The 12,248-nt window shown below is 68.6% G+C and carries 9 protein-coding genes; 6 read left to right on the top strand and 3 right to left on the bottom strand.

Features of this window, described 5'->3' with window-relative positions; genetic code table 11:
• The first annotated feature begins 16 nt into the window (after positions 1-16).
• Positions 17-955, top strand: a complete 939-nt coding sequence (locus DIE02_RS22415; protein WP_124484739.1) for an ABC transporter substrate-binding protein — start codon at positions 17-19, stop codon at positions 953-955.
• 127 nt (positions 956-1,082) lie between these two features.
• Here DIE02_RS22415 and DIE02_RS22410 read toward each other — a convergent pair whose 3' ends face one another.
• Both DIE02_RS22410 and DIE02_RS22405 read right to left on the bottom strand, forming a co-directional pair.
• Positions 1,083-2,183, bottom strand: coding sequence for an LLM class flavin-dependent oxidoreductase (locus DIE02_RS22410; RefSeq protein WP_124484738.1), 1,101 nt, complete (start codon positions 2,181-2,183; stop codon positions 1,083-1,085).
• A gap of 52 nt (positions 2,184-2,235) precedes the next feature.
• Entirely contained in the window at positions 2,236-3,201 is a 966-nt protein-coding gene (locus DIE02_RS22405) for an ABC transporter substrate-binding protein (RefSeq protein ID WP_044844585.1), read from the bottom strand.
• Between the two features lie 301 nt (positions 3,202-3,502).
• On the opposite strand from DIE02_RS22405, the gene DIE02_RS22400 reads away from it, so the two are divergent.
• From DIE02_RS22400 to DIE02_RS22385, 3 genes are all read left to right on the top strand, one after another.
• The gene (locus DIE02_RS22400; protein ID WP_124484737.1) at positions 3,503-4,420 is read left to right on the top strand and encodes a serine aminopeptidase domain-containing protein; all 918 of its coding nucleotides are present in this window, start codon (positions 3,503-3,505) and stop codon (positions 4,418-4,420) included.
• Positions 4,417-4,848, top strand: coding sequence for a MarR family winged helix-turn-helix transcriptional regulator (locus DIE02_RS22395; RefSeq protein WP_124484736.1), 432 nt, complete (start codon positions 4,417-4,419; stop codon positions 4,846-4,848). Before DIE02_RS22400 ends, DIE02_RS22395 begins: the two co-directional genes overlap by 4 nt.
• Positions 4,849-5,320: 472 nt before the next feature.
• On the top strand, positions 5,321-6,781 hold the full coding sequence (locus tag DIE02_RS22385) for a sialidase family protein (protein WP_124484735.1): 1,461 nt from the start codon (positions 5,321-5,323) through the stop codon (positions 6,779-6,781).
• 64 nt (positions 6,782-6,845) lie between these two features.
• Here the strand turns inward: DIE02_RS22385 and adhP are convergent, their stop codons facing one another.
• On the bottom strand, positions 6,846-7,874 hold the full coding sequence (gene adhP / locus DIE02_RS22380; protein ID WP_124484734.1) for an alcohol dehydrogenase AdhP: 1,029 nt from the start codon (positions 7,872-7,874) through the stop codon (positions 6,846-6,848).
• A gap of 411 nt (positions 7,875-8,285) precedes the next feature.
• Here adhP and DIE02_RS22375 point away from each other — a divergent pair, with 411 nt between their 5' ends.
• A complete protein-coding gene (locus DIE02_RS22375) occupies positions 8,286-10,364 on the top strand; it encodes a TonB-dependent receptor (RefSeq protein ID WP_260427226.1) in 2,079 nt (692 codons plus the stop codon).
• A 470-nt stretch (positions 10,365-10,834) separates the two neighbouring features.
• Positions 10,835-12,241, top strand: a complete 1,407-nt coding sequence (gene otsA, locus DIE02_RS22370; RefSeq protein WP_124529777.1) for an alpha,alpha-trehalose-phosphate synthase (UDP-forming) — start codon at positions 10,835-10,837, stop codon at positions 12,239-12,241.
• Positions 12,242-12,248: the final 7 nt, after the last annotated feature.

The raw sequence follows: 12,248 nt of genomic DNA, 5'->3' as shown, positions 1-12,248 counted from the left end.
TGCGAGGCAACCGACGATGATCGACCGACGCCAGTTCATCACCGCCACGCTGGCCGCCGCCGCCGGCCTCCGGTGGCACGCGGCCGAGGCCGAGGCCGCCGCCGCGACGGCGGACCTCGATCCGCGCCAGGCCGGCCGGATCCGCGCAGCGCGCGACGATGCGGCGATTCGCGCGGCAAGCAACTACCGCTGGGTACGCGACGGGGCCTTCACGGTCGCGATCTCGCCGCACGCGCCACCGGTATCGACCTATGCGACCGACGCACGCACCGTGGTCGGCGCCGATCCCGACTATGCGCAGCTCGTCGCCGACGCGCTCGGCCGCACGCTGGTGCTGGTGCCGATCGCATGGGCCGACTGGCCGCTCGGGCTCACGTCGGGCAAGTACGACGCGGTGATCTCGAACGTCGGCGTGACCGAGAAGCGCAAGGAGAAATACGACTTCACGACCTACCGGCTCGGGCTGCACGGCTTCTACGTGCGCACCGCGAGCCCGATCGCGAAGATCGCCGAACCGAAGGACGTCGCCGGCCTGCGCGTCATCACGGGCGCGGGGACGAGCCAGGAGCGCATCCTGCTCGAGTGGAGCCGGCGCAACGTCGCGCAAGGGCTGAAGCCGACCGAACTGCTCTATTTCGACGACGATGCGGCGGCACGCGTCGCGCTGCTGTCGGGCCGCGCCGATGCCGAGCTGAATCCGAACGCGTCGCTCGCGTACGAAGCCGCGCGCGACGGCAAGATCCGGCGGGTCGGCGTCGTCAACGCGGGCTGGCCCGCGAACGCGGACGTCGCGATCGCGACGCGCCGCGGCAGCGGGCTCGCGCCGGCGCTGACGCTCGCGACGAACGCGCTGATCGACAACGGCCGCTACGGGCAGGCGCTGGCGCGCTGGGGATTGCAGAGCGAGGCGGTCGCGCGCGCGGAGACGAATCCGCCGGGATTGCCGTCGTTTTGATTCGATGTGTCGATGTGTCGGTGCGTCGGCACAGCGAGCTGCGCATCGGTCGCGCAGCAAATGAAATCGCCCCGGCATCCCTTAAAGAAGAGGCCGGGGCGAATCGACGTGGGCGGGCCGTCGTTTCCTACGCCGTCAGCGCCGCGCGATCGCGATGGTGGTCGAGTTCCGCGATGTGCGCGTGGATCGCAGGAATCAGCTTGCGTCCGTAATCCAGCGCATCGTCGAGCGGATCGAAACCGCGAATCAGGAACGTCGATACGCCGAGCTCGTAATACGCACCGAGTGCACGCGCGACCTGTTCCGGCGTGCCGACGAGCGCGGTCGAATTCCAGCGCGCGCCGGTCAGGTTCGCGACGCCCATCCACAACCGCTCGTCGAGCACGTCGCCCTGCCCGGCCGCGGCCATCAGGCGTTGCGAGCCTGCGTTCTGCGGCGCATGGCCGTCGATCGGCTGGCCGTTCGCGAGCCGCGCCGCGCGCACGCGCGCGCGGATCGCCTCGGCCTTCTCCCACGCGGCGGCTTCGGTGTGCGCGACGATCGGCCGGAACGACACGCTGATGCGCGGCGCGCGTCCGAACGGCACTGCCGCGGCCCGCACGCGCGCGATCTGCTCGCGCACGGCCGCGAGCGGCTCGCCCCACGTCATGTAGACATCCGCGTGCTGCCCGGCCACGGCCAGCGCGGCCGGCGACGAACCGCCGAAATAGATCGGCACGTGCGGCTGCTGCGCGCCTTTCACGACCGGCGACGCACCATGCAGCCGATAGAACTCGCCGTCGTGATCGACCGGCGTGTCGGCCAGCCAGATGCGTTTCAGCACGTCGAGATATTCGCCGGTGCGGCGGTAGCGCGCGTCGTGCGGCACGAAATCGCCGTCGCGCTGAAGATCGGCATCGTCGCCGCCCGACACGACGTTCAATGCGAGCCGGCCGCCGCTGAACACGTCGAGCGTCGCGATCTGCCGCGCGGCGGCCGATGGCACGATCACGCCCGGCCGGTGCGCGAGCAGGATGCGAATATGTTCGGTCGCGGCGGCCGCGAACGACGCGACGATGAAGCCGTCCGCCGCGTTGCTGAAATGGCCGACCAGGATCTGGTCGAAGCCGGCGGCTTCGTGCGCCTGCGCGAAGCGCCGCACGTAGTCGGGCTGGACGGCGGCCCCGCCGGGTACGTCGACCTCCGCACCGGGCGTCGCGGTGATCATGCCGATGATGTCGACGGGCATGTCGATGGTCCTTCTTGTCGTCGATCGGAAATGGCTGCGTGCTGCAGCACGCTCACTGCGCGGCGGCCGTCTTCTGCGCGGGCGCCGCGAACGCGCCCGCATACGAGCGGTCGAGCAGCTTCGCCGTGTCGTACGCGACCGGAATCACGCCGGCCTTGTGCAGGAAGTCGGCGGTGTTCTGCGCATCCTTCGCGGCCGTGTCGTCGACCGGGCCCACGCGCTGGTGCGCGTTGTTGAGCCAGCGGTACGCGACGTCCGGCTCCAGCTTCGCGCGCTTCGCCCACAGGTCCGCGTACTCGCGCGGATGACTGTCGACCCACTGGCGTGCCGCCACCACGCGCTTCAGGAAATCGGTGATCTCCGCGCGCCTGGCCGTGGCCGCCTGCTCGTTCGCGGCGACGAAGCTGAGCGCGGGCATCAGGCCCTGCGCGGTCGTCACGGGACGGGCGCCCTGCCGCAGCGCGAGCGTGCTGACGAACGGCTCCCACAGCGACACGGCGTCGACCGAGCCGTTCGCGAGCGCGTTGGTCGCATCGATCGGCATCAGGTACGCGTACTTGACGGAATCCGCGCGCAGGCCATCGTGTTCGAGCGCGCGCAGCACGAGCTGCTGGCTCCACGCACCGCGCCAGACCGCAATCGTCTTGCCCTGCAGGTCGGCGACGGTGCGCACCGGCGAGTTCTTCGGCACGAGGATCGCGACGCCGTCGAGGCTCTGCCGCGACACCGCGACGACTTTCACCGGCGCGCCGCGCGCGGCCAGCGTGAGCAGCGCGGAATCGCCGAGGAAGCCGACGTCGATCGCGTTGCCGTTCAGGCTTTCGGCGACGGGCGCGGCGGCCTGGAAGTGCTTCCACTCGATCGTATAAGGCAGGTCCTTCAACACGCCGGACGCCTCCATCGATGCCTGGATGTTGAAGTAGTTCTGTTCACCGACGCGCAGCGTGACGGTGTCTTTCGCGATGCCCGGCTGCGCGGCGAGCGCGAGCAGCAGCGCCGTGACGATTCGGCTCAACAACGTGATCTCCCCGGAGGTTGGCGGGCGGCCGCGCGACGGCGTCGCCCCTGGGTCCGCCTGGCGCGACGGCTGGCGGACGGGATGGAACTGGTGAAGATACGGCGATCCGCTTCATGAGACAAACGCAATATTCTGCTATGCAAATATGCAAATGTTTTATGGAAAGATCGCCGCGCAGCGACCCCGCTCACCGGGCTTCGTGGAACGCCGTTCGAATGATCCCTCGACAGATATTTCGCACGCGAAATACATGGCGAACTATATTTCGCATACGAAATACCTACCCGGAACATGGACGGCCATGACGTCAGAACCCATCGAGTTTTCCGCCGCCGACGGCTACACGCTGCGCGGCACGCTGTGGTCGCCGGACGCGCCGCCGCGCGCGCTGGTCTTGATCCATCCGGCCACCGCCGTGCCGGAGCGGCTCTACGCGGGCTTCGCGCGCTTCCTGACCGAACGCGGCTTCGCGGCGCTCACCTACAACTATCGCGGCATCGGCGCGTCGCGGCCCGCGCGGCTGAGCGCGCTGCAGGCCCGCATGCGCGACTGGGTCGAACTCGACGTCGGCGCCGCAATCGCGTGGGCGCGCGCTACGCACGACGGGCTGCCGCTGCTGGCGGTCGGGCATAGCGTCGGCGGCCATGCGATCGGGCTGTCGGCCGGCACCGCGCACCTGCGCGCGGCCGTGCTCGTCGCCGCGCACGCGGGCAGCACGCGGCTGATCGCCCGCGCGGCCGAGCGGCTGAAGGTGCGGCTGATCCTGCGCGTGCTCGGCCCGCTCGCGTCCGCGCTGCTCGGCTACGTGCCCGGCAAGCGGCTCGGCCTCGGCGAGGACCTCCCGGCCGGCGTGTTCCGCGAATGGAGCCGCTGGACCACGCTGCCGCGCTACTTCTTCGACGATCCGACGCTCGGCGCAGCCGAGCGCTTCTCGAAGCAGCAGCTGCCGATCCTCGTGCTCGGCTTCGACGACGATCCGTGGGCGAACCCGACCGCGATCGACCTGCTGGTAAGCTACCTGACCCGGGCGGCCGTCGAACGCCGCCAGATCGATCCGCACGCCGCGGGCAGCGGGCCGGTCGGACACATGGGCTTCTTCCGCAGCCGGCCAGGCACGGTGCTGTGGCCCGCGGTCGCCGACTGGCTCGCGCAGGCGCTCGACGCGCCGCGCGATGCGGGTCGCCCGTCCCTTTCCATTGCAGCCGGGAACCGAGCTTGAGCGAAGACCGACGACTGTTTTTCCTGTTGACCATCGGCCAGCGGCGCGTGCAGCGCTGGGTCGACCGCAAGGCCGAGACCGATGCGCGCGCGAGCGCCGCGCAGGCCGGCGTGCTGTTCTGCCTCGCGAGGCAGGACGGCGCGCTGATCGGCGAAGTCGGCGCGGCGCTGCAACTGGCGCCGTCCGCGATGACGGGGCTCGCCGACCGGATGGCGAAGGCCGGCCTGCTTGCGCGTCACGCCGATTCGGACGACGGGCGCGCAACGCGACTGTTCCTGACCGACGAAGGACACGCGGCGCTCAAGCGCGCGCGCGTGGCGCTGCGCGAGCTGAACGGCAAGCTGTGCGACGGCTTTTCCGACGCCGAACTCGACGTCGTCGCGCGCTGGCTGCACGCATTGCAGGACCGCTTTCCGGCCGAGCGCTGAACCGTGCCGGCGGCGCGCCGCATGGGCACGAATCCGCGTAATCGATAGCGATTTCGATTCGTGCTTTCGATTCGCGCTTTCAATTCGGTTTCCGAACTTTCAGGCGGCAAATTTTGCATTTCGGCGGCATTGCTTCGGCAACGCTTTCCGGCTACGTACTGTTACAAAAAATTGCCTGCCGCGCCGCATATCGATCGCCTACATTGCAATCCACTTCGACGCATTCGTCGTCTGCACGGCCTGGCCTTCCCGTTGCGTCCGCAACCCTGGACGCACCCGACAAGCAATGAAAACGAAGAGGTGTCTTGACCGACGTGCTGGCGGCATCCAGCACACGCGGATTGCGATGACCGCGGCGGCTTCCTGAACGACACGATCCGACGCATGGCACGGCATTCATTGCCGCGCGTACCGGTGCGCGTCGTGCCGCCGTGCCGCGCCATCGCCGCCGCACGTCAACGAGGAGCAGTCCATGCGACGCACGATCGTGTCCCACTCGCTTGTCCCCAGCCTCACCCGCCTGTCCGCCGCGATGGCCGTGGCGATGGCCGCCGCCGCGGCCGCGCATGCCGATCCCGTGGTCGTGTCCGGCCCGAGCCCGTTCGCCGCCTGCACCATCGGCGGCCCCGGCACGAACTACGTGAACGCCGAGGTCGAACCGTGGCTGTCGGTCAACCCCGCGAACCCGACCAACATGATCGGCGTGTGGCAGCAGGACCGCTGGTCGAACGGCGGCGCCCACGGGCTCGTCGCGGGCTACACGTTCGACGGCGGCGCGACCTGGGCGCGCACGCCGCAGCCGTTCAGCGCCTGCGCGCCGGGCGGGCTCAAGTACGAGCGCGCGTCCGATCCGTGGGTGTCGTTCGGTCCGGACGGCACCGCGTATTCGGTATCGATCTCGTTCAACCAGTCGAACAACAGCAACGCGGTCGCGGCCTCGGTGTCGACCGACGGCGGACAGACATGGAGCAGTCCGGCCTTGCTGATCGCGAACGACGAACCGACGACGCAGTTCTTCAACGACAAGGAATCGGTGACGGCGAACCCGGTGAAGGCCGGCACGGCCTACGCGGTGTGGGACCGCCTCGAACTGCCGAACGGCAACCCGTATGCGAACCTGCACACGCAGGCATACCGCGGGCCGACGTTCTTCTCGAAGACGGTCGACGGCGGCAAGACGTGGAGCCGTGCGAAGGTGATCGTCAACGTGCCGTCGCGCCAGCAGACGATCGGCAACCAGATCGTCGTCGATCCGAAGACCGGCACGCTCTACGACTTCTTCGACCTGATCCAGCCGCCGTTCAACAAGGCGGCCGGCAAGGTCGCGTTCGTCAAGTCGACCGACGACGGCGCGACCTGGACGAAACCGCAGGTGATCGCCGGGCTGCAGACGGTCGGCGTGACCGATCCGAACACCGGCGAACCGGTACGCACCGGCGACATCATTCCGGAACCGGCGATCGATCCGGCGTCGGGGCAGCTCTACGTCGTATGGCAGGACAGCCGCTTCAACGGCGGCAACTACGACGAGATCGCGCTATCGACGTCGAAGGACGGCGGCGCGAGCTGGAGCGCGCCGCTGCAAGTGAACACGCCGACCGGGCGTCCCGCGTTCAATCCGTCGGTGCGCGTCGACAATGCCGGCTCGGTGATGGTCACCCACTATGATTTCCGCGACCTGCTGGCCGGCAATACGACGACGCTGCCGACCGGGTTCTGGCGCAAGATCTCGCACGACAACGGCACCACGTTCGCGGACGAGCGGCGCGTCGGCGGCCCGTTCGACATGAAGCTCGCGCCGAATGCGGAGGGCTTCTTCATCGGCGATTACCAGGGGCTCGACGTGCTGCCGTCGTCGTCTTTCCATCCGTTCTTCGTCCAGACCAACGCAGGCAACCTGACGAACCGCACCGACGTGTTCTTCGCGCCGTGATGCGCGGGTGAGCATAGCGCCGCCGCGACGTCCGTTGCGTCGCGGCAGCGCTCCCGAATGCGCGTCAATGCATGTCGGTCAGCACGATGCGACCGTCGACTTTCCCTTCGCGCAGCCGCGCGAATATGTCGTTGATGTTGCCGAGCCGGTCGCGATGGATATGCGCGCGCACCAGCCCGTCCGCCGCGAAGTCGAGCGATTCCTGCAGGTCGCGCCGCGTGCCGACGATCGAGCCGCGCACCGTGATGCCGTTCAGCACCGTCGAGAAGATCGGCAGCGGGAAATCGCCGGGCGGCAAGCCGTTGAGCGCCACCGTGCCGCCGCGCCGCACCATCCCGAGCGCCTGCGCGAACGCGCTGCGCGACACGGCCGTCACCAGCACGCCATGCGCGCCGCCGATCTCCTTCTGGATCACCTTCGCCGGATCGTCGGCCGACGCATCGATCGTCAGCTCGGCGCCCAGTTCGCGCGCGAGTGCGAGTTTGGCGGGAGACACGTCGATCGCCGCGACGTGCAGGCCCATCGCGCGCGCGTACTGCACGGCCACGTGGCCAAGCCCGCCGATGCCCGAAATCGCGAGCCACTGGCCCGGACGCGTGTCGGTGACGCGGATGCCCTTGTAGACGGTCACGCCCGCGCACAGGATCGGCGCGATCTCGTCGAACGCGACCTGCGCGGGCAGATGGCCGACGTAGTCGGGATCGGCCAGCACGTATTCCGCATAGCTGCCGTTGACCGAATAGCCGGTGTTCTGCTGCCCGTGGCAAAGGGTTTCCCAGCCGGTGTGGCAGTACTCGCAGTGACCGCATGCCGTATAGAGCCACGGCACGCCGACGCGGTCTCCCTCGCGCACGTGCGTGACACCCGCCCCGACCGCCGCGACGACGCCCACGCCTTCGTGGCCGGGAATGAACGGCAGCGTCGGCTTCACGGGCCAGTCGCCGTCGGCTGCGTGCAGGTCGGTGTGGCAGACGCCCGAAGCCTTGATGTTGACGAGGATCTGGCCCGGGCCCGGCGTCGGGACCGGCACCTCCTCGATGCGCAACGGTTCGCCGAACGCGTGGACCACCGCGGCCTTCATGGTTTGAGTCATGCGTCGCTCCTGTCTGGTCGATGACCGGGCCAGTATCCGGGCTCGAAACCGGAACGACTTGATGCGTATCAACGGAGCGGGAAACGCGCGCGACGGTGGCGGATTCATCGCGAGACCTATTGCGTGCGCCACCGGTGCCGGCGCGGGTTTGACGGCCCGGCTCTGCTTTCGCCGCCGTTTCCGCAGCTTGTCGGAAACCCTGCGGCATGCCGCCGTTTCGCTTGGAATTCGAAATGATATAACATATCATTTCGCGACCTCGTCCACCTGAAACTCGCTCATCCGGGTGGCCGGGCTACGCCGAGTCCAATCCAACCGGGTCATTACGCGCCGCAAATGCAACAATATATCGTATCCAGCCTTGACCCGCATGGCTCGCTTTCCGATCCGATACCAACCGATTCACCGACCATGCGCGACCTCCCTCGTCTACCGCTTCGCCCGCTCTCGCCCGTTTCGCTGATGCTGTTCGCCGCCGTCGCGCACGCGCAGGCCGAGACGCCCGCCCCGTCTTCGCCGCCACAGACCACACCGCTCGCGCCGATCTTCGTGACCGCGAACCCGCTCGGCGACACCGAGCTGATCGCGCCGACCGCGCAACTGTCCGGCGATGCGCTGACGCGCCGCCAGGCCGATTCGCTCGGCGAGACGCTCAACGGCCTGCCCGGCGTGTCGACCACCACCTACGGGCCGATGGTCGGCCGCCCGATCATCCGCGGGATGGACGGCGACCGGATCCGGCTGCTGCAGAACGGCGTCGCCGCCTACGACGCGTCGTCGCTGTCGTACGACCACGCGGTGCCGCAGGATCCGCTGTCGATCGAGCGCGTCGAGATCGTGCGCGGTCCGGCCGCGCTGCTGTACGGCGGCAACGCGGTCGGCGGCGTCGTCAACACGATCGACAACCGGATTCCGCGCGAAGCGATCGAAGGCGTGACGGGCGCGCTCGACGCGCGCTACGGCGGCGCGAACTCGGTGCGCGCGGGCGCGGCGCAGGTCGAAGGCGGCAACGGCCGCTTCGCGTTCCATGTCGACGCGTTCGACCGTGAAACGAGCAAGCTGCGGATTCCCGGCTACGCACGCAGCAGCCAGCAACGCGCGATCGACGATCCCGATACGCCGCAACCGTACGGCAACGTGCCGAACAGCGACGGCCGCGTGCATGGCGGCGCGCTCGGCGCGTCGTACACGTGGGCCGACGGTTTCGCGGGCCTGTCGTACAGCGGCTACGAGTCGAACTACGGCTCCGTCGCCGAGGACGACGTGCGCCTGCGGATGCGCCAGGAACGGCTCGCGTTCGCGTCCGAGATACGCAACCTGAGCGGCCCGTTCACGAAGCTGAAGTTCGACTTCGCGTACACCGACTATCGCCACAAGGAAGTCGACAACGGCGAGACCGCCACCACCTTCCGCAACCGCGGCTACGAAGCGCGCATCGAGGCGCGGCATCGCAGGATCGGCCCGTTCGAAGGCGCGATCGGCGTGCAGTTCGGCCAGAACACGTTCTCGGCGCTCGGCGACGAAACGCTCGTGCCGTCGACGCGCACGAACAGCGTCGCGCTGTTCGGTCTCGAGGAATGGCAGGTCGTCCCGGCGCTGAAGCTGAGCGTCGGCGGGCGCTTCGAGCACGTGAAGGTCGATCCCGATCCGGCCGGCGTCGAGAAATTCGCGCTCGCGCAGCCGCGCGACTTCAATGCCGGCAGCGTCTCGGCCGGCGCGCTGTTCTCGCTGACGCCCATGTGGTCGGTCGCGGCGAACGTCGCCTACACGGAGCGCGCGCCGACCTTCTACGAGCTGTACTCGAACGGCCCGCACGATGCGACCGGCCAGTTCCTGATCGGCAACCCGAACGCGTCGAAGGAAAAGGCCGTGTCGACCGACCTGTCGCTGCGCTACGCGAGCGGCCCGAACCGCGGCAGCGTCGGCGTGTTCTACAACCGCTTCTCGAACTACCTGACCGAGTACAACACGGGCCGCGTCGTGAACGGCGACGGCGAACCGGTCGCGCCCGGCGCCGGTGATACGCTCAACGAAGCAATCTATCGCGGCGTGCGCGCCGAGTTCTATGGCGTCGAACTCGACGGCAAATGGCGCGCGTTCGCGCAGCGCGGCCATACGGTCGACCTGGAACTGACCGCCGACTACACGCATGCGCGCAACGTCGACACCGGCCAGCCGCTGCCGCGGATCGCGCCGCTGCGCGCGACGCTCGCGGCCGACTACGGCTACGGCCCGTTCGGCGCACGCGCGCAGGTCACGCACGCGTGGTCGCAGCATCGTGTGCCCGACAACGACTTTCCGACGGACGGCTACACGTCGCTTGGCGTGATGCTGACGTACAAGTTCCGTGTCGGCGCGACGCACTGGCTCGCGTACCTGCGCGGCGACAACCTGACGAACCAGGAGATCCGCTATGCGACCTCGGTCGTGCGCGGCTTCGCGCCGGAAGGCGGCCGCAGCGTGATGGCCGGCCTGCGCACGACGTTCTGATCGCGCGCCGGTGCGTTCGCGCCACGCGTCCCGCGCGTCGCCAACGCCCGCCATGATCGATCGGCGCAGCCAGCCTGCGTCGATCGAAACCGTCGCGATCGACCGCGCCGGCGTGACCGAACACGATCGATCGCCCTCGCCTTCGCTCGCCCTTCTCCGGCCCTCCACCTTCCGTTGCGCACACGGCCGCTGCAGCGCCACGCAATTTCCGGTCCTGCCGGTCGAACGCGCGGAACGCCGCGCATCGCACTGCATCGGACCGATAGCCAGGATCATTGAGCCCGGTCATGCACTTTTAAATCAGCCGAATGACGAGTATCCTAAAAAAAGCACTCCACGTTCGGACGGCGAATCGCGCGCCCTGATTCCCGTCCGCTCGTATCGCGGCCCCATCGCGCCACGCGTCGATGGCGGCGTCCGCCTCACGCCCTGGCCGCACGAACCTTCCCCAACCATTCGCAGGAGAGCTGGTGAGCCGACTCGTCGTCGTATCCAATCGTATTGCAGATCCCCGTAAGGCCGCGGCAGGCGGGCTTGCCGTGGCCGTGAAAGACAGCCTGCAGGAATCGGGCGGCGTCTGGTTCGGGTGGAGCGGCAGGCTGCGCGGCGACGGCGACCATCCCGCGCACGGCGAAGACGTGCAGATCCAGAACGTCGGCGGCATCCAGCTCGCGACGATCGATCTCGATCCGCAGGATTACGACGCGTACTACCTCGGCTACTCGAACAACGTGCTGTGGCCGGTGTTCCACTACCGCCTCGATCTCGCACAGTTCGACCGCCGCTTCGCGGACGGATACCGGCGCGTGAACCAGCTGTTCGCGCGCAAGCTGAGCACGCTGCTGCGCCCCGACGATATCGTCTGGGTCCACGACTATCAGCTGATTCCGCTCGCCGCCGAGCTGCGCGCGACGGGCTGCACGAACCCGATCGGTTTCTTCCTGCACATTCCGATGCCGCCGCCGCCGATCATGGCCGCGATCCCGGAGCACGAGTGGCTGATGCGCTCGCTGTTCGCCTACGATCTCGTCGGCTTCCAGACCGAATCGGACCTGCTTCACTTCGAGCACTACGTCGAGGCGGAAGCCGGCGCCGCGCGGCTGCCGGACGGCCGCCTGCGCGCGTTCGGCCGCACGTTGTCGGCCGGTGCGTTTCCGATCGGCATCAACGTCGACGAGTTCACGGCGCTCGCGGAGAATCGCGACGGCATCGACATGTTCGAGCGGATGCGCGACGAGTATTCGCGCCGCCAGCTGCTCGTCGGCGTCGACCGGCTCGACTATACGAAGGGGCTGCCGCAGCGCGTGCACGCGTTCCTTCAGCTGCTCGAACAGTATCCGGAGAACCGCGACCGCGCGACGCTGATCCAGATCGCCGCGCCGAGCCGCGAGGATCTCGGCGCGTACGACGACCTGCGGCGCGAGATGGACAGCCTGTGCGGCGCGATCAACGGCGATTACGGCGAACTCGAGTGGATGCCGATGCGCTACATCCACCGCACGGTCGCGCGCAAGCGCTTGCCGGGCCTCTACCGCGCGAGCCGCGTCGCGCTCGTCACGCCGCTGCGCGACGGGATGAACCTGGTCGCGAAGGAGTTTCTCGCCGCGCAGGACGAGGCCGACCCGGGCGTGCTCGTGCTGTCGCGTTTCGCGGGCGCGGCCGAGCAGCTGAAGCCTGCGCTGCTCGTCAATCCGTACGACACGCAGGGCACCGCGCAGGCGATCCAGCGCGCGCTCACGATGCCGCTCGACGAACGCCGCCAGCGTCACGACGCGCTGATGGCGATCGTGCGCAAGACCGACGTGCACTGGTGGCGTACGCGCTTTCTCGAGGCGCTCGCCGAGGCCGCGGAAGTCGCCGCCGCGACCGTGTCCTGACGCGCCG

Origin of the sequence: Burkholderia sp. Bp8991, assembly GCF_003853795.1 — a bacterium.
Taxonomy (GTDB): domain Bacteria; phylum Pseudomonadota; class Gammaproteobacteria; order Burkholderiales; family Burkholderiaceae; genus Burkholderia.
This window is presented reverse-complemented; position numbering and strand designations above follow the sequence as displayed.